The sequence below is a fragment of the Cellulomonas sp. GbtcB1 genome, assembly GCF_019091725.1.
GTDB lineage: Bacteria > Actinomycetota > Actinomycetes > Actinomycetales > Cellulomonadaceae > Cellulomonas.
The window spans coordinates 26,347-48,499 of sequence record NZ_JAGXJG010000011.1 but is presented as its reverse complement, the minus strand read 5'-3'; the positions used below and the strand labels follow the sequence as shown (position 1 = coordinate 48,499).

Here is a 22,153-nt window from a genome sequence, read left to right as displayed (position 1 = left end):
GATCAGCCCGTGAGCGCCTCGCGGAGCTGCCGGAGGACCTCGACGTCCTCCGGCTCGTAGCGGAAGTCGGTGACCCGGGCGGCCGGCGCGCGGCGCGGCAGGGCGGGCAGCGGACCCTCGGCGCCGGGCGCCGTGACGGCATCGGCACCGGTCCCGGCGAGCCCGCCGGGGGCGTCGTCGGCACCGCGCGGCTCGCCGTCCGCGAGCGCCGTGCGGACCAGCCGACGGACCAGCGCCAGGTTGAGATCCGGCCCCGCCACGACCACGAGCGTGCCGTGGCCGCCGAGCCGGTGCGCGAGCAGCGTCCGCGCCGGGGACTCGACCAGCAGGCTGCTGCTGTCCCCGGCGAGGTCGCCCCCGTCCCGGGCGACCGCGGCCGCGAGGGCCGCGACCAGCGCCGCGACGCCCGGCTCGGGCGCCGCCACCCCGGCGGCGGCGGCGCCGTCCGGCGCGAGCCAGGAGGCCGCGGCCCCGGGCGGCAGCGCGCGGGTGAGGGTGTCGAGCACCTGCGCGGCGTCCACGCGCACCTCCTGGGTCGTCGGCGGAGCCGGATCAGCTCTCGATCTCGATGCCGGCCTGGGTCAGGTCGCGCAGCCGCCGTCGGGCGAGCGCGAGGTTGCCCCGCTGCCGGTCGAGCACCAGGTACGAGAACAGGCCGGCGTAGCGCGGGTCGTCGCTCAGGGTGATGAGGTGCAGCTCGTCCGACAGCGAGATGAGGATGTCGTCGATGGACTGCCCGCCGCCCAGCTGGTCGATCGCGCGCATCTGCGCGCGCACCACCTCGGTGGCGACGGCCGCGGCGAGCTCGATGTCGAACGGCTTCACGACGGTGGACATGATCGTCATGCCGCTCGTGTAGTCGACGCCCGCGAGCGCGATCGCGCCGTCCAGCGCCATCACCTGGGCCGTTGCTTCCTCCATGCTGATCATGCGTCACTCCTCGTCGTCCGGTGGAACGGGAGCGACGCTGCCACCGGGAGGCACCACCCCAATCGCCGTTCCGCGCCCCCGAACGCGATTCGGGGGCGCGGCGCCGGCTCCGGCCTCGGCTCCGGCTAGAGCTCGACGGACCCGCCGAGCGCGCGCAGCGTGCGCCGCGCGAGCGCGAGGTTGCCGCGCCGGCGGTCGAGGGCGAGGTAGCCGAACACGCCCTGGAGGCGCGGGTGGTCGCACACCAGCGTCAGGTGCAGCTCGTCCTCCAGCGTGACGAGGATGTCCTCGACCGCCCCGCCGCGGCCCATCTGCTCGACCGCGCGCAGCTTGGCGCGGACGAACTCGGTGGCGACGGCCGCGGCGAGCTCGATGTCGTACGGCACCGAGGTGGCGGACGCGAGCACGAGCCCGTTCGTGTGGTCGACGAACGCGAAGGCGATCGCCCCATCGAGGTCCATCAGGTCCTGGGCGACGTCCTGGAGCGTGGGCACGGGGGGCCTCCTCGGCGGCGGCCGGCCGGGGGTCCGGCCGCGGGTCGGTGGTCGCGGACGGCGGGGGCCGACGCGGGGTGCGCCGCACGTTACCGACATTCCGACTCGATGTCAGCAACGCTCTGACCAGCAGAGCAAATGCGGGCAATCGATCCCAGATCCGCATTTGTGCGCATTTTCGTGACATATCGCGCGCCGCGCCCGGGCCCGGCGGGCCGCCCGCCGAGGCAGGACCGAGGTCCCCGGGACTCCGGTCCCAGACTTTGTGAAACTTTTCTCGATACCGTTCTGGTCGTGAGGTCGACGGAGCCCTCCGCACCCCAACCCACCACCCTCGGGAGAGTCCCCGTGACCACCACGACGACGAGCACCGACACCGCCGCGGCCATCGACCAGCTGGTCGCCGGCGCGACCAAGGCGCTGGCCGAGTACGCCCGCTTCACCCAGGAGGACGTGGACCGCCTGGTCAAGAAGGCCGCCGTCGCGGCGCTGGACCAGCACGGGCAGCTCGCCGAGCTGGCCGTCGAGGAGACCGGCCGCGGCGTCTTCGAGGACAAGGCCGTCAAGAACATCTTCGCCTGCGAGCACGTCACCAACTCGATGGCGGCGCTCAAGACCGTGGGCGTCATCTCCCGCGACGAGATCAACGGCATCACGGAGATCGCCGAGCCGGTCGGCGTCATCTGCGCCATGACCCCGGTGACCAACCCGACGTCGACGGCCATCTTCAAGGCGCTCATCGCGCTGAAGACCCGCAACCCGATCATCTTCGCGTTCCACCCGAACGCGCAGAAGTCGTCCGTGGCGGCCGCCCGCGTCGTGCGGGACGCCGCGGTCGCCGCCGGCGCCCCCGAGCACTGCATCCAGTGGGTCGAGACCCCCTCGATGGAGGCCACCGGCCTGCTGATGAACCACCCGGGCGTCTCGACGATCCTCGCGACCGGCGGCAACGCGATGGTCCGGGCCGCGTACTCGTGCGGCAAGCCGGCCCTCGGCGTCGGCGCGGGCAACGTCCCCGCCTACATCGAGAAGACCGCCAAGCTCAAGCGGGCCGTCAACGACGTGGTGCTGTCCAAGTCCTTCGACAACGGCATGATCTGCGCCTCCGAGCAGGCCGTCATCCTGGACGACGAGATCTACGACGCCGCGCTGGCCGAGTTCGCCGTGCTGCACGCGTACCGCGCCACCAAGAAGGAGAAGGCGCTCCTCGAGAAGTTCATCTTCGGGGTGGAGGCCAAGGGCAAGAACTGCGGCGACGCCAAGCTGAACCCGACCGTCGTCGGCAAGTCCCCGCAGTGGATCGCCGAGCAGGCCGGCTTCACCGTCCCCGCCGACACCTCGATCATCCTGGCCGAGGTCGGCTCGGTCGGCCCGAACGAGCCGCTGACCCGCGAGAAGCTCTGCCCGGTCCTCGCCGTGCTGCGCGCCACCTCGACCGAGCAGGGCATCCAGCTCGCCGAGCAGATGGTCGAGTTCGACGGCCTCGGCCACTCCGCCGCGATCCACACCCAGGACGAGGCGCTCACCGAGGAGTACGGCAACCGGGTCAAGGCGATCCGCGTCATCGCGAACGCGCCCTCCTCGCTCGGCGGCATCGGCGACATCTACAACGCCTTCATCCCGTCGCTGACCCTGGGCTGCGGCTCCTACGGCCACAACTCGGTGTCGAACAACGTCTCGGCGATCAACCTCGTCAACATCAAGCGCGTGGGCCGGAGGAACAACAACTTGCAGTGGTTCAAGGTCCCGGCCAAGACGTACTTCGAGCCGAACGCCATCCGCTACCTGTCCGACATGGCCGACGTCGAGCGCGTCACCATCGTCACCGACGCCACGATGACCACCCTCGGCTTCGTCGACCGGGTCCTGGACGTCCTGCACCGCCGCGGCAACAACGTGTCCGTGCAGATCATCGACCAGGTCGAGCCCGAGCCCAGCGTCAAGACCGTCCAGGCGGGCGCCGCGCAGATGCGCCACTTCCGCCCCGACACGATCATCGCGCTCGGCGGCGGGTCGCCCATGGACGCCGCGAAGGTCATGTGGCTGCTGTACGAGCACCCGGAGATCGTGTTCTCCGACCTCAAGCAGAAGTTCTTCGACGTCCGCAAGCGCGCGTTCAAGTTCCCGACCCTGGGCGAGCTCGCCAAGCTGGTGTGCATCCCGACCACCTCGGGCACCGGCGCGGAGGTCACCCCGTTCGCCGTCATCTCCGACCCCGACGCGGGCAAGAAGTACCCGCTGGCGGACTACGCGCTGACGCCGACGGTCGCGATCATCGACCCGGTCCTCACCTCGAAGATGCCGCGCTCGCTGGCCGCCGACTCCGGGTTCGACGCCCTGACCCACGCCACCGAGGCGTTCGTCGCCGTCTACGCGAACGACTTCACCGACGGCATGGCGCTGCAGGCGATCCGCCTCATCTTCGACAACCTCGCGCAGTCCGTGAACGGCGACCCGGCCGACCCGGCCACCAAGGACGCCCGCGAGAAGATGCACAACGCGGGCACCATCGCCGGCATGGCGTTCGGCAACGCGTTCCTCGGGATCGTGCACGCGATGGCGCACGTCATCGGCTCGACGTTCCACCTGGTGCACGGCCGGACCAACGCCACGCTGCTGCCGCACGTGATCCGGTACAACGGCCAGATCCCGACCAAGCTCACCAGCTGGCCGAAGTACGAGCACTACGTGGCCCCGGAGCGGTTCCAGCAGATCGCCCAGATGCTGGGCCTGCCGGCCGAGACCCCGGAGCAGGGCGTCGAGTCCTACGCCCTGGCGATCGAGGCGCTGCGCGCCAAGGTCGGCATCCCGTCGTCCTTCCAGGCGCAGGGCGTCGACGAGCAGGACTTCCTGTCCCGGCTCGACGAGGTCGCCATGGGCGCGTACGAGGACCAGTGCGCGCCCGCCAACCCCCGCATGCCGATGCGGGCGGACATGAAGGACATCATGACCGCGGCCTACTACGGCACCTCCGTCGCGGAGGTGCGGGGCCGCCGCGAGCAGCAGCAGGGCGCCGAGAGCGCGCCCGCCGGGGCGGGGGCCCCGGCGGAGGCCGACGCCTGAGCGTCCCTCCGACCTGACCCAGGTCGCTGCTCGCCCGAGCGCCCCGCCCGCGACCACCCGTCGCGGGCGGGGCGTTCCTCTGCCTCCGCTCCCAGGTGCGGCTGGCACACTGGGCGGTCCACCGACGAGGAGGCCCGCCGATGACCACCCGCCGCACCGCACGTCCCGCCCGCCGCGCCCGCGCCGCGGCCGTCGTGCCGCTCGCGCTCGCCGCCGCGCTCGCGCCAGGCGCCTGCTCCCAGGCCGAGGAGATCGCGTCCCAGGCGCAGTCCGTCGCCGACTCCGCCAGCGAGGCCGCCGGCAACCTGCGCGACCTCGCCGACCAGGTCCGCGAGCGCGTCGAGTCCGCGCAGACCGCCGTCGACGACGCCCGGGCGCGGCTCCAGGACCTCGACGCGAGCGCGCGCGAGGCCGCGCAGGGCGCGGTCGACCAGTCCTCCACCGCGATCGACGACGCCACCGCGGCGCTCGAGCAGGCCCAGGCCGACGGCACCGCCGCGACCCAGGAGCAGCTCGACTCCGCGCGCTCCGCGCTCGACTCGGCCCGCAGCGCGCTCGACTCGGCGTCTTCGCAGGTCGACGCCACGACGGCCGACGCCCTCGACAAGCTCGCGCAGCAGGTCGAGCAGCTGTCCCAGCAGGTGCAGGAGACCGAGCGGGGCTGAGGCCGGCCGCCGGCCGGGGCCGGGTGGCGACCGGGTGACACCCCCACCGGGAAGTCACCCGGGCGAGTCGGCCCCGACGGCTTGAGCCGGCGCGCGTGGTGCCGATCACACAGGCATGACCACGCACCACACGCGCACCCGGACCCGGCACCACGTGCCGTGGTGGGTCGCGTGCGCGTGGGGGTCGCTGGTGCTGCTGGTCCTCGCGGGCCTGGCGGCGGCGTCCGGCGTGCTCTGACGCCCGGGAACCGCGCCCGCGGCCGTCGTCCACAGGTCGGGAACTCCCTCTGTCGTCTCCGCACCCGCGTCCCTAGGCTCGACGCATGCGCACCGTCACCGCCACGCACGCGTCCCGCCACCTGCCCGGGATGCTCGACGCGGTCGCGCACGGCGAGACGTTCACGATCACGCGGTCCGGTCGGGCGGTGGCGGAGGTCCGATCGGCGGGCAGCACGTCGACGGCGGGCGCGCTGCGTCGGGCGCTCGCCGGTCTGCCTCCGCTGGACGACCACCTCGAGGCGGACATCGGGACGGCGACCCGGCTCCTCACCCGCGACTCCGTGCCGTGGCGCGACGCCTGATCCTGGACACCGGGGCGCTCATCGCGTTCGAGCGCGGTCGCGCGGGACCCCAGGTCGTCGCGGACGAGGACGACCTGGCGATCGCGGCGGTCACGGTCGCCGAGTTCCGGGTCGGGATCGAGCTGGCGGCCACGGCGGACCGCGCGGAGCGTCGCCGCCGCGTGCTCGCCGCGATCACCGCGACCACCACCGTCCTCGACTACACCGCGCGCACCGCCGCCGAGCACGCGCGGCTCCTCGCCCACGTGCGCCGGACCGGCGGCCCGCGCGGCGCGCACGACCTCATCATCGCGGCGCAGGCGGCCGAGCACGGCAGGGTCGTGGTGACCCCCGACCGGCGGGCGCGCTTCGCCGAGCTCCCCGGCGTCCACGCCGTCACCCTGTGACGGACGACCGGTCCGCGGGCACCCGGGCCCCCGGGCCGGCAGGCCGGACTACCCTCCTCGCGTCCCCTCACGACAGGACCGCGATGACCGGCACGCCCTTCCCCGCCCGCCCCACGACGCCCGGCCGCTGGCGCGACGCCGCCCGGGCCGCCGGGCTGCTCGGTGCCGACGGCGTGCCGCGGCCGACGATCTTCGCCGAGATGTCCGCGCTCGCCGTGCGGACCGGCGCTCTGAACCTCGGCCAGGGGTTCCCGGACGTCGACGGCCCGGAGTCCGTGAAGCGGGTCGCCGCCGAGGCCATCGCCGCCGGGGTGAACCAGTACCCGCCCGGCCCCGGCGTCCCGGACCTGCGCCGCGCCGTCGCCGAGCACCAGGCGCGGCACTACGGCCTGGCCCCCGACCCGGAGACCGAGGTGCTCATCACCACCGGCGCGACCGAGGCGCTGGCGGCCGCGGTGCTCGCGCTGACCGAGCCGGGCGACGAGGTGCTGACCCTCGAGCCGTTCTACGACTCGTACGCCGCGGTGATCGGGCTGGCCGGTGCGCGGCACACCACCGCCCCGCTCGCGGCGGCCCCGGACGGGTTCCGGCTGGACGCCGACGCGCTGCGCGCCGCGGTCACCGACCGCACCCGGGTCATCCTGCTCAACACCCCGCACAACCCGACGGGCGCGGTGCTGACCCGCGAGGAGCTCGCGGTGGTCGCGGAGGTCGCCGAGCGGCACGACTGCGTGGTCGTCACGGACGAGGTCTACGAGCATCTCACCTACGACGGCGTCCCGCACGTCCCGTTCGCCACGCTGCCGGGCGCCGCGGAGCGGACGCTCACGATCTCGTCGGCCGGCAAGACGTTCTCGTTCACCGGCTGGAAGATCGGCTGGGTCACCGGCCCGGCGGGGCTGGTGGACGCGGTGCGCGCCGTGAAGCAGTTCCTCACCTACGTGTCCGGGGCGCCGTTCCAGCCCGCGATCGCGCACGCGCTGGACCTGGAGACGACCGACTCCCCCGACGCCGGCTACGTGCGCGGCCTCGCCGACTCGCTCGCCGGGCGCCGCGACCTGCTGAGCGCCGGGCTGACCGCCGCCGGGTTCGACGTCGTGCGCCCGCAGGGCACCTACTTCGTGGTGGCGGACGCCGCGCGGCTGCTCGCGGGCCCGCTGGCGCGGCACGGCCTGCGGGACGCGGCGGACCTGTGCCGCGCGCTGCCCGGGCTCGCGGGCGTCGTCGGCGTGCCGGTCGGGGCGTTCACGCACGACGGCTCGGCCGCCGACCGCGCGCTGTGCACGGCGGTGCGGTTCACGTACGTCAAGCAGGAGGCGGTGCTGCGCGAGGCGGCGGAGCGCCTGGCGGCCCTGGCGGGCTGACCCGGGCGGCGCGCGTCCCGATCCCCTCCCGATTCTCGCGGGACCACCCGATCGATCGGGGTGCGGCGCGAGGATCGGGTGGGGTCCGGGACGGGGAGCCCGGCGCGCCGGCGCTCAGCGGGTGTCGACCGCCGAGCCCAGGCCGCCCCCGGTCCAGCCGCCGCGGCGGTAGGCCGGCGTCGCCAGCGCGAGCACCAGCAGCGCGCCGCCCGCGCCCGCGAGCATGACGGTCGCCATCGCCCAGGCCGACTCGCCGAGCACGCCGACCAGCGGCGCGACGACGCCCGACACGCCCGCCTGCAGCGCGCCGATGAACGCCGCCGCGGTGCCGGCGCGCTCGCCGTGCCGGGACAGCGCGATGGCCGAGGCGTTGGGCGGCGTGAAGTTGACCAGCGACATGGTCAGGAACAGCACGACGAGCAGCGCCGGCAGCCCGCCCGCACCGGTCAGCGCGAGGACCAGCAGCGTCAGCACCAGGACGAACGACGCGGGCAGCGCGACCCGGATGATCTGGATGGGCGCGTACCGGCGGACCAGCGCGGCGTTCACCTGCGCGCCGCCGACGAGCCCGATGCCGTTGATCGCGAACACCAGGGCGAACTGCCCCGCGGTCAGGCCGAACCCCTCGCGGAGCACGAACGGCGAGCCGACGACGTAGCTCATCAGCACCGCCAGCCCGAGGCCGGGCAGCAGCGCCAGCGCGACGAAGTGCCGGTCCCGGAGCAGCACCCGGTACCCGCTCCACACGCCGCGGGCGGACGACAGCCGCCGCTCGCGCGGCAGCGTCTCGGGCAGCCGGAGCAGCACGACCACCCAGAGCCCGGCGCCGTAGATCGCGAGCGCCACGAACACCGCGCGCCAGCCCCACTGGCCGGCGATCAGCCCGCCGACGCTCGGCGCGAACAGCGGGGCGACGCCGATGACCAGCATCAGGCGGGACAGCAGCCGCGACGCGTCCGGGCCGACGAACCGGTCCCGGATCACCGCCATCGCGACCACCGACGCCGACGCGTTGAAGAACCCCTGCACCATGCGCAGCCCGATGAGCGGGATGATCGCCGGCGCGATCGCGCACAGCAGGGACGTGACGACGTGCAGCGCCACCCCGATCAGCACGGGCAGCCGGCGGCCGAACCGGTCGGACAGCGGGCCGATGACCAGCTGCCCGGCGGCGCCGCCGACCAGCATCATCGTCATCGTCAGCTGGGCCGCGGCCGCGCTGGTGTCCAGGTCGCGCGCCACGTCGGGCAGCGACGGCAGGTAGATGTCGGTCGTGATCGCGGGCAGCGCGGTCATCACGCCCAGCAGCAGCACGTACTTGGCGCTGGGCCGGAACGCGGGCGCGGAGGCCGGGGTGGCCGCCGGCGCCGCCGCGGTCGTCGAGGGTCGGGCGGGGGTCGGGACGGGTTCGCCGGTGCTCATCTCGTGCTGCATCGTCGCACGCGCCACGGCCCGGGGCGAATCGATTCGATCCCGGTGCAGATCACCGTCGCACGGGCCGGTGCACCCGGCGGGTCAGTCCTCCGGGCCCAGCTCCTGGAACACCGTCAGCTGCAGGCCCGCCGGGCCCTCGAGCCGCGCGTTGAGCGAGCGCCACGGCGTCTCGGTCGGCGGCGCGACCAGCTCGGCCCCGCCCTCGTCGACCAGCCGGGCCGTCGTCGCCCGGGTGTCGGCCACCTCGAACGCGACCCGCACGTGCCGGGCGACCTGGCGGCCGACCTCGACGTCGTCGATCAGCCGCTTCTGCGCGGGGTTCGCGATCTCGAGCGTCGCGCGGCCGGCGTCGAGGATCGCGACGTGCGCGCCGTCGCCGCCCTCGTAGGCCTCGAGCTGCTCGAGCCCGGGCACGTCGCGGTAGAACGCCAGCGCCGCGTCGTAGTCCTCGGCCTCGACGACGAGCCGGAGCTGGCGCACGGGACGCCCGCCGTCCCCTCCCCCGGCCTCCGGCCCCGCCACCGTCACGCCGTCCGGATCCGGACCGGCGCCAGCGCCCCGATCCCCTCGAGCTCGCGCTCGGGCAGCGGCTCCAGCAGCATCCCGGGCGCGTCCAGCAGCAGCCGCGCGGTCGCCGGGTCGGTCAGCACCGTGCTCGGGTCGGCGATGTCGGTGAGCCGCGCCGCCACGTTGACCGACGGCCCGAACACGTCGCCGAACCGGGACAGCACCCGGCCCCACACGACCCCGACGCGCACCGGCGTGACGCCGCGGGCGCCCTCGGCCAGTCCGCCGGCGCCGCGCTCCCGCTCGACGTCCAGGTCCCCGCCGAGCACCCGCGCGAGCTCCAGGGCCACCTTCGCCCCGGTCCGCACGTCGTCGGCCACGAACAGCACCGCGTCCCCGATGGTCTTGACCACGCGGCCACCGCACTGGGTGACCACGTCCCGCGCCGCGGTCTCGAACCGCTGCACGAAGTCGGAGAGGTCGGTGGAGCCCAGGCCGGCGGTGCGGCGGGTGAACGACACCATGTCGGCGAACCCGACGGCGCGCGCGAGCGGCAGCGCGGCGGGGTCGGCCTCCGCCGCACCCGTCTCGCCGTCGGCGGCGAACTCGACGGCGTACCGCGCCGCGATCGACGCCAGGTGCCGGCGGTAGGAGTGCAGCAGCTGCGCCTCCAGGACGGGCGCGAGCCGCGGCAGCTCGTCGAGGACGGCGCGCCGGGCGGCCGGGTCGTCGAGGTCGCGGCGGGTCGCCATGTCCTCGACCAGCGCCTCGACCTGCCAGAGCGCGAGCCGGTCGCTGGTGTGCCCGAGCGCCCGGGTCAGCGAGATCATCGTGCGGCTGCCGACGTGGTCGTCGCGCAGCAGCGCCGCGACGCGCTCGACGGCCTCGGCGTCCCGGCCGGTGAACGCGACGTCGTCGGCGTCCGGGTGCGGCAGCCCGAGCGTCCGCCAGTACAGCCGCACCAGCTCCAGGTCGAGGCCCGAGCGCGCGGCGAGGTCCCGCAGGGACAGCGTCCGCGGGCCGCCCAGCAGCGCCGCGTCCAGCGCGGCAGCCCGCACCCCGTCCTGCACCTCGTCCGTCACGACTGCGACCCTAGTTCACCGACCGGGCGCACGTGACGCACGTCACCGGCGAGCAGTACCCGCTCGGCCCCGTCGGCGTCCCGGACCACCAGGGCCCCGTCCCGGTCGATCCGCTTCGCCGTCCCGCGGAGCTCCGCGCCGTCCGGCAGCGTGGCGCGCACCGTGCGGCCCAGCGTGAGGCACGCGGCCGCCACGTCCGCGTCCAGTCCCGCCGCCGCGACGTCGCCGCCGCGGTCCTGCCAGCGCTCGAGCACCGCGACGACCTCGCCGACCACGGCGAGCAGCAGCGCGGTCCGGTCGACGCCCGGCGCTCCCGCGACCCGCAGCGACGTCGCGCTCGGCACCGGCAGCTCCTCCGGCACCTGGTCGACGTTGATCCCGATGCCGAGCACCACGGCGTCACCCGCCGGGGCCACCTCGGCGAGCACGCCGACGGCCTTGCGGTGCGTCCCCCAGCCGGGCAGGTCGACCCCGTCCGCGGCCGGCAGCAGCACGTCGTTCGGCCACTTCACCCCGGCCGCGAGCCCCGTGGTCGCCTGCACGGCGCGCGCCACCGCCAGCCCGGTCAGCAGCGGCAGCCAGCCCCACCGGTCGCGCGGCACGCCCGGGCGCACCGCGAGCGACAGGGTGAGCGCGGCGCCCGGCGGGGTCGTCCACGCGTGGTCGGCCCGCCCCCGGCCGGCCTGCTGGTGCTCGGCGACGAGCAGCCCCCCGTCCGCCCAGGCGGGGTCCGCGGCGACCCGGGCGAGCAGCTCGGTGCTGGTCGAGCCCGCCGCGGGCAGCACCTCGCACCGGCGCAGCGGCCCGGCGGGGTGCAGCAGCGCGGCGCGCACCTCGGCGACGCGCAGGGGCGCGCGGGCCGGTCCGTCCGGGTTCGTCTCGTCCACGGGTCCATCCTCGCCCGGAGCGCTCGCGGGGACGTTGTGGCATTCGCACGACCCGGCGCGCGGGAGTCCGTGCCCGTCGCCCAGGTGTGCCGCGCCGTCAGGCCACTAGCCTCGTGCGGGTGACCGACCAGCTCCCGGCGGACCAGACCGCCGCCACGCCCGCCGCCCCCCGGCCCGCCGGCACCGCCGCCAAGGTGGCCGACCTCGCGGACCGGCACCGCCGCGCCGTCGCGGAGCCCGAGCGGACCGCCGCCGAGAAGCAGCACGCCCGCGGCAAGCGCACCGCCCGCGAGCGCATCGAGGCCCTGCTCGACCCGGGCTCCTTCACCGAGCTCGACGCGTTCGTCCGGCACCGCTCGACCAACTTCGGCCTGGACAAGAAGCGCGTCCCGGGCGACGGCGTCGTCGTCGGGCACGGCACGGTCGACGGCCGGCCGATCGCGGTCTACTCCCAGGACTTCACGGTGTTCGGCGGCAGCCTCGGCGAGGTGCACGGCCAGAAGATCACCAAGGTGATGGACCTCGCGCTGCGGACCGGGATGCCCCTGGTCGGCATCAGCGACGGCGGCGGCGCGCGCATCCAGGAGGGCGTCGCGGGCCTCACCCAGTTCGCGGAGATCTTCCGGCGCAACGTCGCCGCGTCCGGCGTGATCCCGCAGATCAGCCTCATCCTCGGCCCGTCGGCCGGCGGCGCGGTGTACTCCCCCGCGCTGACCGACTTCATCGTCATGGCCGACGGCACGTCCAACATGTTCATCACCGGCCCGGACGTGATCCGCGCGGTGACGGGCGAGGACGTCGGCTTCGAGGAGCTCGGCGGCGCGACCACGCACAACACCCGGTCGGGCGTCGCGCACTACCTGGCCTCGGACGAGGACGACGCGCTCGACTACGTGCGCTCGCTGCTGTCCTACCTCCCGCAGAACAACCTCACCGACCCGCCGGCCTACCCGCAGGAGGCCGAGCTCGAGGTCACGGACGAGGACCTCGAGCTCGACACGCTCGTGCCGGACTCGGACAACCAGCCGTACGACATGCGCACCGTCGTCGAGCACGTGCTGGACGACGGCGACCTGCTCGAGGTGCAGCCGCTGTTCGCCCGGAACGTGCTGGTCGGCTTCGGCCGGGTCGAGGGGCACGCGGTCGGGATCGTCGCCAACCAGCCGCTCACGATGGCCGGCACGCTCGACATCGACGCGGCGGAGAAGGCGGCCCGGTTCGTCCGGACCTGCGACGCGTTCAGCATCCCGGTGCTGACGTTCGTCGACGTCCCGGGCTTCCTGCCCGGCACCGACCAGGAGTGGAACGGCATCATCCGCCGCGGCGCGAAGCTCATCTACGCGTACGCGGAGGCGACCGTCCCGCTCGTCACCGTCATCACCCGCAAGGCGTACGGTGGCGCCTACATCGTCATGGGGTCGAAGCAGCTCGGCGCCGACGTGAACCTGGCGTGGCCCACGGCGCAGATCGCGGTCATGGGCGCCGGCGGTGCGGTGAACATCCTGCAGCGCGGGGCGCTCAAGCAGGTGGCCGAGGCCGGCGGGGACGTCGAGTCCGAGCGCGCCCGGCTCACCCGCGAGTACGAGGAGGCCATCGTGAACCCGTGGGACGCCGCGGACCGCGGCTACGTGGACGCGGTCATCGCGCCCGCCGAGACCCGGTCGCAGATCGTGCGCGCGCTGCGCGTGCTGCGGACCAAGCGCGCCGCGCTGCCGCCCAAGAAGCACGGGAACATCCCGCTGTGACCGGCGACCCGCTGCTGCCCGGCCCCGACGACCACGGGGGTCACGACCACGGCGCCCACGACCACGCCGGCGGCGCCCACGGCCCCGAGCCGCTGCCCGGCGTCGACACCGGCGCCATGCACGGCGTGGTGGACGAGCTCGCCGCTGCGCTGCACGAGTACGTGGACACCGCCGCCGGCGTGCGCGCCGAGTTCGGCGCGTCCGAGGCCGACGAGGACCCGCGGGTGCTCGCGCTCGAGTCCCGCGTCTCCGCGCTCAACGCCCGGCTGTACGACCTGCTGCACGAGAGCCTCGGCATGCACTCCGAGCTCACCGGCATGACCTGGGAGGACGACGCCGCGCCGTCCGAGGCGCCCGCCGCCGACGAGGACACCGACGAGTTCCACCTCGGGTTCGTCGTCAGCGTCCCGGCCGCCCCGCACGACCAGTCGATCGACGCCGTGCTCGGCATCGTCGACAACGGGGGCGCCGAGATCGTCGAGCGCCTGCTGGACAGCGGGTTCACCGTCGAGGGCTGGGGGGCGTCCCGCGGGGCGCCCGTCACGTTCGACGACGACGAGGACGGCGGGGACGAGGCGTGAGCGCGGGCGACGCCGCGGCGCTGCCGCACGTCCAGGTCGTCCGCGGCACGCCGGACGACGTCGAGCTCGCGGCCCTGGTGGCCGGGCTGGTCGCCGCGTCGGTGCCCGGTGACGACGACGTGGTCGCCGAGGCGCTGCCGCACGCGGGCTGGGCGGACCGCGCCCGCACGCTGCCCGGCGCGCGCGGGGCGTGGCGCACCGGGCCGGACGCCTGGCGGCGCAGCCTGCGCTGACGCGCCGGAAAAGCCCGGGCGGCCCGGCGCGGCGCGGGTAGGGTCGACCGGGTGAGCACTGCACCCGACACCACCGGGGCGCCGCAGCGCCCCGCGACCCCGATCGACGCCGTCGCCGACGCCTACGTCGCCACCACCGCCGCCCTCGACCCGTTCGGCGCGACCGCGCTGGGCGTCCCGGGCCACGACCACGAGGTCACCGACCTGTCCCCCGCCGGGCACGACGCGCGCGCCGACGCGGCCCGCGCCACGCTCGCGCAGCTGGACGGCCTCGCCCCCGCCGACGAGGTGGACGCGATCACGCTCGCCGCGATGCGCGAGCGCCTCGGCCTGGACCTCGAGCTGCACGAGGCCGGCGAGTGGCTCGCCGACCTCAACGTCATCGCCTCGCCCGTCCAGGGCATGCGGGACGTCTTCGACATCATGGCGACCGACGGCCCCGAGGCCTGGGCGACGACCGCCCAGCGGCTCGCGGGGCTGCCGCGCGCCGGCGCGGGCTACGTCGAGTCGCTGCGCCTGGCCGCGTCGCGCGGGCAGGTCCCCGCGATCCGGCAGGTCCGCGAGGCGATCGCGCAGGCGGAGGACCTGGCCGACCCGTCGTCCTCGTTCTTCACCTCCTTCGTCCAGGGCCCGGAGGCCGCGGCCGCGATCGAGGCCGGCGGCGACGCGCTGCGCGCCGACCTGGAGCGCGGGGCCGAGGCGGCCCGGCGAACCTACGCCGACCTGGTGACGTTCCTGCGCGACGAGCTCGCCCCGCAGGCGCCCGCCGAGGACGCCGCCGGCCGCGAGCGCTACGCGCTGTGGTCCCGGTACTTCCTGGGCGCGACCGTCGACCTGGACGAGACCTACCAGTGGGGGCTCGAGGAGCTCGCGCGGGTCGTCGCCGAGCAGGAGGCCGTCGCCGCCGAGATCGCCGGCCCCGGCGCCACCGTCGAGCAGGCCGTGGCCGCGCTCGACGCCGACCCGTCGCGCCGGCTCGAGGGCACCGACGCGCTGCAGCGCTGGATGCAGGAGACGTCCGACGCCGCGGTCGCCGCGCTCGACGGCGTGCACTTCACGATCCCGGACGCCATCCGCACCCTGGAGTGCCGGATCGCCCCGACCCAGAACGGCGGGATCTACTACACCGGCCCGTCCGACGACTTCAGCCGGCCCGGCCGGATGTGGTGGTCGGTGCCGCCGGAGGTCACCACGTTCAACACCTGGCGCGAGAAGACCACCGTCTTCCACGAGGGCGTCCCGGGCCACCACCTGCAGGTCGGCCAGGCGGTCTACAACCGCGCGCAGCTCAACTCCTGGCGCCGGCTGGCGTGCTGGGTGTCGGGCCACGGCGAGGGCTGGGCGCTGTACGCCGAGCGGCTCATGGCCGACCTCGGCCACCTGGACGACCCGGGCGACCGGCTCGGGATGCTCGACGGGCAGCGGATGCGCGCCGCCCGCGTCGTGCTGGACCTCGGCGTGCACCTGGGCCTCGAGGCGCCCGAGCGCTGGGGCGGCGGCACCTGGGACGCCGACAAGGCGTGGGAGTTCCTCCGGGCCAACGTCAACATGCCGGAGCAGTTCGTCCGGTTCGAGCTGAACCGCTACCTCGGCTGGCCCGGCCAGGCGCCCTCGTACAAGATCGGCCAGCGGATCTGGGAGCAGATCCGGGACGGCGCCCGCGACTCCGCGCAGGCCCGCGGCGAGGCGTTCGACCTGCGGGCGTTCCACGCCCGGGCGCTCGGCATGGGCGCGCTGCCGCTCGACGTGCTGCGGACCGCGCTGGCCTGACCGGTGCGGGACGACGAGGGCCCCCGGACCTGCGCGGTCCGGGGGCCCTCGTGCGTGCGGGGTGTGCGGCGCGTCGCGCGGGACGCCGCGCGGCTCAGGACGCCAGGAGCGACGGGCCGTACTTCAGCAGGATCGCGGCCACGAACAGCACGAGCACGGCGATCGTCACGTACCAGTCCGTGCCGGAGGCCACGAACCCGCGTGCCCAGGGGCCGGCGCGACCGGGCAGCCGCAGGTGGCCGTCCCGGACGTTCCACCGGGTGAGGCCGGCCCACACCAGCGTCGTGGTCACGGTGATGAGCAGGCACCACGGGCACAGCGCCTTGATGACGAAGTACGACTGCAGGAACAGCCACCACGCGAACACCAGCGCGACCGTGTAGAGCGCCTGGGTGCCGAGCATGTACCAGCGCGGGAACCGCACCCCGGCGATGCCCGCGATGGAGATCGCGATCACCACCGACTCGAACGCGATGCCGAGGAACGCGTTCGGGAAGCCGAGCACCTCCGCCTGCGGGGACAGCGCCACGGTGCTGCACGAGATCACCGAGCTGAGGTCGCAGGACAGGGCCGCCGTCGGGTCCTTCGCCAGGTGCCACGCCTCGATGGACAGCACGAACGACGTGAACAGCCCGATGACGCCGGAGACGGCCATCTCGATCGCGGTCCGGCGGCGCCAGGCCGCGCGAGCCGGGGAGTCGGGGTCGTCGTCCACGGGATCGTGGTCGAGCAGGTCGGTCGGGTCGGCTGCTGCGCCGCTCGGGCGCGTGGCCCGCGCGCTGTCCTCGGTCACGCCCGTCATCGTCGCATCCCCTCCTGGGAGTTCCCCGGACATCATCGGCACGCGGGCGGTGCCGGCCGAGGGACGTACGTCCCCGACCTGGCCGTACGCTCGCCGGATGACGACCCTCGTGCTCGCCTCCGCCTCCCCCGCCCGGCTCGCGACCCTGCGCGCGGCCGGGATCGAGCCGACCGTCGCCGTGTCGGCCGTCGACGAGCCCGCGGTGCTGGCCGCGGCCGGCGACGTGCCGCCCGCCGAGGCCGTGCTGCTGCTGGCCCGCGCCAAGGCCCGGGACGTCGCGCCCGGGCGCGCGGGGTCGCTGGTGCTGGGGTGCGACTCGATGCTCGAGCTCGACGGGCAGGTGCTCGGCAAGCCCGCCGACGCCGCGGACGCCGCCGCGCGATGGCGGGCGATGCGCGGGCGCAGCGGGCGGCTGCACACGGGGCACTGGCTCGTGGACGGGCGGGACGCCGGCGACGGCGCGGGCGGGGACGGCGACGGGGCGGGCGTCGGCGTGCGCGCGGGCGACGGCGGCGGCGCGGGCCGCGAGTCGGGCGCCACGTCCACCACCGTCGTGCACTTCGCCGACGTCACCGACGCCGAGGTCGACGCCTACGTCGCCACCGGCGAGCCGCTGTGGGTCGCGGGCGCGTTCACCATCGACGGCCTCGGCGGCGCGTTCATCACCCGCGTCGAGGGCGACCACCACGGCGTCGTCGGCCTGAGCCTGCCGCTGCTGCGCGAGCTCCTGGCCGCGCGCGGCGTCCCCCTGCACACCCTCTGGACCCGCCTCCCGTCCTGACGCCCCTCCTGGCCGCCCGCGCCGCCCGCGCCGCGCCCCCTACGCGCGCCGCCTCGGACGCGAGCGGGTAGCCGACACGTCGAGGGGGTAGTCGGCGACTGCTCGCTCGACGTGTCGGCTACCCGGTCGGCGCGGCGGCCCGCGGCCGCGCCCGCACCGCCCGCACGCGCCGCGCCCAGCCCCCAGTGCACAACCGACACGTCGAGTGCCTATCCGCTGGATAGGCACTCGGCGTGTCCGGTAGGCACTCGACGCCCGGCGCACGGCGCCGCGGGTTTGTCGGGGGCGGACAAGGGCGCGCCGGGCCGCGCACCCGGCGCCGCGCGTCCGCTGTGGAACCCTCCAACGGCGCGGGGACCGCGTTGGCCGGTTCGGCGATCTTCGCGGCGCGACCGGCCGCGGGCGTGAACGCCGGAGGCAGCCCGCGTTACGGTGAGCCGTGCCCCGCATCTCGAAGGTCCTCGTCGCCAACCGCGGCGAGATCGCCGTCCGCATCGCCCGCGCCTGCCGCGACGCCAGCCTCGCCTCCGTCGCCGTCTACGCGGACCCCGACCGCGAGGCGCTGCACGTGCGCGTCGCCGACGAGGCCTACGCGCTGGACGGCGCCCGCGCCGCCGAGACGTACCTGGACATCGCCAAGCTGCTCGACGTCGCCCGCCGCTCCGGCGCGGACGCCGTGCACCCGGGCTACGGGTTCCTCTCGGAGAACGCCGAGTTCGCCCAGGCCGTCCTGGACGCCGGGCTGGTCTGGGTCGGCCCGCCGCCCGCCGCGATCCGCGACCTCGGCGACAAGGTGAGCGCGCGGCACATCGCGCAGCGCGCCGGCGCCCCGCTCGTCGCGGGCACCCCCGACCCGGTGTCCGGCGCCGAGGAGGTGCACGCGTTCGTCCGCGAGCACGGGCTGCCGGTCGCCATCAAGGCGGCGTTCGGCGGCGGCGGCCGCGGCCTCAAGGTCGCCCGCACCTCCGAGGAGATCGACGAGCTGTACGACTCCGCGGTCCGCGAGGCCGTCGCGGCGTTCGGCCGCGGCGAGTGCTTCGTCGAGCGGTACCTGGACCGGCCGCGGCACGTCGAGACCCAGTGCCTCGCCGACGAGCACGGCACCGTGGTCGTCGTGTCGACCCGCGACTGCTCGCTGCAGCGCCGGCACCAGAAGCTCGTCGAGGAGGCCCCCGCGCCGTACCTCTCCGACGCGCAGCGCGCCCAGCTGGTCGACGCCTCGGTCGCCATCCTCCAGGAGGCCGGCTACGTCGGCGCCGGCACCTGCGAGTTCCTCGTCGCCGCCGACGGGACGATCTCGTTCCTCGAGGTGAACACCCGCCTGCAGGTCGAGCACCCGGTCTCCGAGGAGATCAGCGGTATCGACCTGGTCCGCGAGCAGCTCCGCATCGCCGACGGCGAGCCCCTCGGCTACGACCACGTGGAGACCCGCGGCCACTCCTTCGAGTTCCGGCTGAACGGCGAGGACCCGGCCGCCGGGTTCCTGCCGGCGCCCGGCAAGATCTCGACGCTGCGGTTCCCCGCGGGCCCGGGCGTCCGGGTCGACTCCGGCGTGGTCGAGGGCGACACCGTGTCGGGCGCCTTCGACTCGATGATCGCCAAGCTGGTCGTCACCGGCGCGACCCGGCAGCAGGCCGCGGAGCGCGCCCGCCGGGCCCTGGCCGAGCTGGAGATCGCCGGCATCCCGACGGTCGTGCCGTTCCACCGCGCCGTCATGGCCGAGCCGGCCTTCGTCCCGACCGACCCGGAGCAGCCGTTCGCGGTGCACACCCGGTGGATCGAGACCGAGTTCGCCGACCGGCTGCCCACGCTCACGGGCACGCCCGCCGTCACCGCCAGCGGGCCCGACGAGGACGGCGAGCCCACCGAGCTCGAGCGCGTGGTCGTCGAGGTCGGCGGCAAGCGCCTCGAGGTCGTGCTCCCGGCCGCGCTCGCCCTGCGCGCCGGTCGCGGCCGCGCCGCCGCCGCGGGCCCCCGCCGCTCGGCCCCCCGCCGCGCCGCGGGCCGCCCGGCCGCCGCGTCCGGCAACGCCCTCACCTCCCCCATGCAGGGCACGATCGTCAAGGTCGCGGTCGGCGAGGGCGACACCGTGGCCGAGGGCGACCTGGTCGTGGTGCTCGAGGCCATGAAGATGGAGCAGCCGCTGGTCGCGCACCGCGCCGGCACCATCGCGTCCCTGTCCGCCGACGTCGGCGGGATGGTCGCGGCGGGCACCGCCATCTGCGAGATCGTCGACTGACCGCGGTGCCGCGGCGACCGCACCACCCGGGCGACGGGTGGGTCGAGTGCCGGTGCGGCCGCCGGCACTGGGGCACCGCCGGCGCGGCCGGCCTGCTGCTGGCGCGCCCGGCGACGGCCACCGACGCCGCCGCGGTCGTGCTGCAGCACCGCGCGCCGTGGAGCGACCAGGGCGGCACCTGGGGGCTGCCCGGCGGCGCCCGGCACACCGGCGAGTCGGCGGTCGACGGCGCCCTGCGCGAGTCGCAGGAGGAGGCGGGCATCGAGCCCGCGTCCGTCCGGGTGGTCGGTGAGCACGTGCTCGACCACGAGGACTGGTCGTACACGACGATCGTGGCCGTCACGTCCGGCCCGGTCGACGCGCGGCCGACCGACGACGAGAGCCTCGCGATCGCCTGGGTCGCGCTCGACGACGTCACCGCGCTGCCGCTGCTGCCCGCGTTCGCGGACGCCTGGCCGGCCCTGCGCGCGGCGCTGCCGCCCGAGGTCGAGGACGCCGCGTCCTGAGGCCCGCGGGCGCCAGCGGCGCGCCCGCCCGGGGGAAGGCGTTCGCCCGCGCGGCACGCCGCCCACTACGTTGACGGCGTGAGCGTCCCCGAAGCCGCACCGCCGTCGGTGCCCGCCGCGTCCGCACCGTCGCCGGCCGGGAGCCCGCTCCCGCCGGACGCGGGCACCGCGACCCGGGTCTCGCTCGTCGCGCTGGTCACCGTCCTCGCGCTCGACGCCGTGCGCGCCGCCGGCCCGGTGCTGGACCGGGCGTTCGCCGTCAGCACCGTCGCCGTCGCCGGCGCCGCGGTGGTCACCTTCCTCGGGGCGGGGCTGCTCGCCGCGCTCGCGCTGGTCGGCACCGGCCGCCGCGGCCCGGGCACCGCGTCCGGGCGGACGGCCCTCGTCGCCGTCGTCGCGCTCGGTGCGGCCCGCCTGGTCACGCAGGTGGTGCACGACGAGGCGCGGTTCGTCGCCGGGCTCGTCACGGCCTCGCTCGCCGTCGCCGCGCTGGTGCTGGCGACGACGCTGGTCGCGGGCCGCGCGGGCGGCGGGCGGCAGGCGGCGCTCGGCCTCACGCTCGGCACCGGGCTGTCGGCGGGGCTTCAGCTGGCGCTCGGCACCTGGGACCCGCTGTGGCGGGGCGGGGTGCTGGGCAGCGTGGTGGCCGTCGTCCTGGTGCTGCTCGCGGTCGCCCTCGCGTGGGTCGCGCGCCGCGAGACCGCGACCGGCCGGCCGCGCCGGACCTGGGTGCTCGGCCCCGCGCTCGCGCTGGTCGTGATGGTGCTGGGCAACCCCGCGTTCGCGGCGGCGCAGTCGCACCTGCCGCTGATGGCCGCGGGGACCGCGACCGTGCTGGCGTCGGCGCTCACCGCCTGGCTGCTGCTCGTGCCGCGGATCATGGCCCGTCCCGTGCGCTGGGCGGCGGCCGTCCTGCTGCCGGTCGCCACCGCGGTCGCGTTCCTCACCACCGGCGTCCCGGCGCTCGTCGCGATCCTGGTCGCCGAGGCCGCCGCGGGCGTCGTGCTCACGGTCGCGCTCAAGACCCGCCGGCCCGCGCCGCCCGGGATCCCGCGCACCGCGCTCGCCACCGGCGGCGTCGGGCTCGGGCTGGTCGTCGTGCTGCTGCTCTACCTGCTGGACTACGACGTGCCGCTCGGCGTCGACAACGCGTGGGTGGTCGTGCTGGCGGCGGCGCTGCTCGCGACCGGCGGCCTGCGGTGGCGCACGCCGCCGGAGCCCGCCGAGGCCGCGGCGCCCACGACGGTCGAGGCGGGGGCCCGCGAGCCCGCTCCCCCGCTGCGGGCCAACGCGCTGCGGTTCCTCGTGCTGCCGTCCGTCGCGCTCCTGCTGGTCGGCTGGGTGTCCGCGACGCTCGCCGCCCCGGCCCCCGCGGCCGACGCGGACCCCGACACGTTCGTGGTGCTCGACTGGAACCTGCACTACGGCGTCGCCGCGCACACCGCGGTCGACCTGGAGCAGATCGCCCGCACCATCGAGGCCCAGGGCCCGGACGTCGTCGCGCTGCAGGAGGTGTCCCGCGGCTGGGTGCTGGGCGGCGGCGCGGACATGCTCACCTGGCTGGGCCACCGGCTCGGCATGCACGTGGCCTTCGCCCCGGCCGCGGACCAGCAGTTCGGCAACGCCCTGCTGTCCCGCACCGAGCTCACCGACGTCGAGGTCGTCGACCTGCCGTACGGCGCCGGACCGCAGGAGCGGTCCGCGCTCACCGCGCGGGTCGCGGGGCCGGGGGGCGAGTCCGTGCGGGTGACGTCGGTGCACCTGCAGCACCGGGACGACAACGTGGACACCCGGCTCGACCAGCTCGCGGCGCTCGAGGACGCGCTCCCGGACGACGTGCCGTCGGTGCTGGCCGGCGACCTCAACGCCGAGCCGGGCTCCGCCGAGCTCGACGCGCTGGGCGGCGCCGGCTGGGTCAGCGCCATGGACACCGCGGGCGCCGAGGACGTGCTCACCCACCCGAGCAACGAGCCGGCCGTCCGGATCGACTGGGTGCTCGGGCGGGGCGGGGTGACGTTCGCGGAGGCGCGGGTGCTCGCCGACGACTCCTCGGACCACCTGGCGCTGGTGACGGAGGTCCGGGCGGGCTGACCCGCGCCGGGG

At 75.7% G+C, this 22,153-nt stretch carries 22 protein-coding genes; 14 read left to right on the top strand and 8 right to left on the bottom strand.

Translation table 11 applies throughout. The annotated features are described in order from the left end of the window. Positions 1–2 precede the first annotated feature (2 nt). From KVT14_RS06195 to KVT14_RS06185, 3 genes are all read right to left on the bottom strand, one after another. Positions 3–521 carry a hypothetical protein gene (locus KVT14_RS06195; RefSeq protein WP_217614878.1) on the bottom strand — a complete coding sequence of 173 codons (519 nt, stop codon included), beginning with the start codon at positions 519–521 and terminating at the stop codon, positions 3–5. Between the two features lie 31 nt (positions 522–552). Then, positions 553–930, bottom strand: a complete 378-nt coding sequence (locus KVT14_RS06190) for a hypothetical protein (protein ID WP_217614877.1) — start codon at positions 928–930, stop codon at positions 553–555. Positions 931–1,055: 125 nt separating this feature from the next. Next, a complete protein-coding gene (locus KVT14_RS06185) occupies positions 1,056–1,424 on the bottom strand; it encodes a hypothetical protein (RefSeq protein WP_308160922.1) in 369 nt (122 codons plus the stop codon). Positions 1,425–1,772: 348 nt separating this feature from the next. Between KVT14_RS06185 and adhE the strand changes: the two genes are divergently transcribed. From adhE to KVT14_RS06155, 6 genes are all read left to right on the top strand, one after another. Continuing rightward, positions 1,773–4,487 carry a bifunctional acetaldehyde-CoA/alcohol dehydrogenase gene (gene adhE, locus KVT14_RS06180; RefSeq protein WP_217614876.1) on the top strand — a complete coding sequence of 905 codons (2,715 nt, stop codon included), beginning with the start codon at positions 1,773–1,775 and terminating at the stop codon, positions 4,485–4,487. A gap of 140 nt (positions 4,488–4,627) precedes the next feature. Beyond that, complete coding sequence (locus KVT14_RS06175; protein WP_217614875.1) at positions 4,628–5,152, top strand: hypothetical protein; 525 nt, start codon at positions 4,628–4,630, stop codon at positions 5,150–5,152. A gap of 115 nt (positions 5,153–5,267) precedes the next feature. Next, on the top strand, positions 5,268–5,390 hold the full coding sequence (locus KVT14_RS06170; RefSeq protein ID WP_147795895.1) for a molybdopterin oxidoreductase: 123 nt from the start codon (positions 5,268–5,270) through the stop codon (positions 5,388–5,390). A gap of 85 nt (positions 5,391–5,475) precedes the next feature. After that, the gene (locus tag KVT14_RS06165) at positions 5,476–5,733 is read left to right on the top strand and encodes a type II toxin-antitoxin system Phd/YefM family antitoxin (RefSeq protein ID WP_217614874.1); all 258 of its coding nucleotides are present in this window, start codon (positions 5,476–5,478) and stop codon (positions 5,731–5,733) included. Beyond that, positions 5,718–6,119, top strand: a complete 402-nt coding sequence (locus KVT14_RS06160; protein WP_217614873.1) for a PIN domain-containing protein — start codon at positions 5,718–5,720, stop codon at positions 6,117–6,119. Before KVT14_RS06165 ends, KVT14_RS06160 begins: the two co-directional genes overlap by 16 nt. A gap of 83 nt (positions 6,120–6,202) precedes the next feature. Beyond that, positions 6,203–7,483, top strand: a complete 1,281-nt coding sequence (locus KVT14_RS06155; protein ID WP_217614872.1) for an aminotransferase class I/II-fold pyridoxal phosphate-dependent enzyme — start codon at positions 6,203–6,205, stop codon at positions 7,481–7,483. A 114-nt stretch (positions 7,484–7,597) separates the two neighbouring features. On the opposite strand, the gene KVT14_RS06150 is transcribed toward KVT14_RS06155, so the two are convergent. The 4 genes from KVT14_RS06150 to KVT14_RS06135 all read right to left on the bottom strand — a co-directional run bounded on the left by KVT14_RS06150 (position 7,598) and on the right by KVT14_RS06135 (position 11,393). Further along, positions 7,598–8,917 carry a multidrug effflux MFS transporter gene (locus KVT14_RS06150; protein ID WP_217614871.1) on the bottom strand — a complete coding sequence of 440 codons (1,320 nt, stop codon included), beginning with the start codon at positions 8,915–8,917 and terminating at the stop codon, positions 7,598–7,600. 81 nt (positions 8,918–8,998) lie between these two features. Continuing rightward, positions 8,999–9,397 (bottom strand): VOC family protein, encoded by a 399-nt coding sequence (locus KVT14_RS06145; RefSeq protein ID WP_217614870.1) that lies wholly within the window; start codon positions 9,395–9,397, stop codon positions 8,999–9,001. A 44-nt stretch (positions 9,398–9,441) separates the two neighbouring features. Continuing rightward, a complete protein-coding gene (locus tag KVT14_RS06140) occupies positions 9,442–10,506 on the bottom strand; it encodes an adenylate/guanylate cyclase domain-containing protein (protein ID WP_217614869.1) in 1,065 nt (354 codons plus the stop codon). Continuing rightward, the gene (locus tag KVT14_RS06135; protein WP_217614868.1) at positions 10,503–11,393 is read right to left on the bottom strand and encodes a biotin--[acetyl-CoA-carboxylase] ligase; all 891 of its coding nucleotides are present in this window, start codon (positions 11,391–11,393) and stop codon (positions 10,503–10,505) included. Before KVT14_RS06135 ends, KVT14_RS06140 begins: the two co-directional genes overlap by 4 nt. Before the next feature lie 119 nt (positions 11,394–11,512). Between KVT14_RS06135 and KVT14_RS06130 the strand changes: the two genes are divergently transcribed. The 4 genes from KVT14_RS06130 to KVT14_RS06115 are packed head-to-tail and all read left to right on the top strand — an operon-like array spanning position 11,513 to position 15,722. Beyond that, the gene (locus KVT14_RS06130) at positions 11,513–13,138 is read left to right on the top strand and encodes an acyl-CoA carboxylase subunit beta (protein ID WP_217614867.1); all 1,626 of its coding nucleotides are present in this window, start codon (positions 11,513–11,515) and stop codon (positions 13,136–13,138) included. Further along, on the top strand, positions 13,135–13,719 hold the full coding sequence (locus KVT14_RS06125; RefSeq protein WP_308160921.1) for a hypothetical protein: 585 nt from the start codon (positions 13,135–13,137) through the stop codon (positions 13,717–13,719). Before KVT14_RS06130 ends, KVT14_RS06125 begins: the two co-directional genes overlap by 4 nt. Continuing rightward, entirely contained in the window at positions 13,716–13,952 is a 237-nt protein-coding gene (locus KVT14_RS06120) for an acyl-CoA carboxylase epsilon subunit (protein ID WP_308160920.1), read from the top strand. Before KVT14_RS06125 ends, KVT14_RS06120 begins: the two co-directional genes overlap by 4 nt. 51 nt (positions 13,953–14,003) lie before the next feature. Next, entirely contained in the window at positions 14,004–15,722 is a 1,719-nt protein-coding gene (locus KVT14_RS06115) for a DUF885 domain-containing protein (RefSeq protein ID WP_217614866.1), read from the top strand. Between the two features lie 94 nt (positions 15,723–15,816). Here KVT14_RS06115 and KVT14_RS06110 read toward each other — a convergent pair whose 3' ends face one another. Further along, positions 15,817–16,455 (bottom strand): vitamin K epoxide reductase family protein, encoded by a 639-nt coding sequence (locus KVT14_RS06110; RefSeq protein ID WP_254630486.1) that lies wholly within the window; start codon positions 16,453–16,455, stop codon positions 15,817–15,819. Positions 16,456–16,621: 166 nt separating this feature from the next. Here KVT14_RS06110 and KVT14_RS06105 point away from each other — a divergent pair, with 166 nt between their 5' ends. The 4 genes from KVT14_RS06105 (at position 16,622) to KVT14_RS22285 (ending at position 22,141) form a co-directional block, all read left to right on the top strand. Beyond that, positions 16,622–17,305, top strand: coding sequence for a nucleoside triphosphate pyrophosphatase (locus KVT14_RS06105; protein WP_217614865.1), 684 nt, complete (start codon positions 16,622–16,624; stop codon positions 17,303–17,305). A gap of 439 nt (positions 17,306–17,744) precedes the next feature. After that, positions 17,745–19,544 carry a biotin carboxylase N-terminal domain-containing protein gene (locus KVT14_RS06100; RefSeq protein WP_217614864.1) on the top strand — a complete coding sequence of 600 codons (1,800 nt, stop codon included), beginning with the start codon at positions 17,745–17,747 and terminating at the stop codon, positions 19,542–19,544. A 5-nt stretch (positions 19,545–19,549) separates the two neighbouring features. Further along, positions 19,550–20,050, top strand: coding sequence for an NUDIX domain-containing protein (locus tag KVT14_RS06095; protein ID WP_308160919.1), 501 nt, complete (start codon positions 19,550–19,552; stop codon positions 20,048–20,050). A 78-nt stretch (positions 20,051–20,128) separates the two neighbouring features. Next, positions 20,129–22,141: an endonuclease/exonuclease/phosphatase family protein gene (locus KVT14_RS22285; RefSeq protein WP_308160918.1), complete on the top strand. Its 2,013-nt coding sequence runs from the start codon at positions 20,129–20,131 to the stop codon at positions 22,139–22,141. Positions 22,142–22,153: the final 12 nt, after the last annotated feature.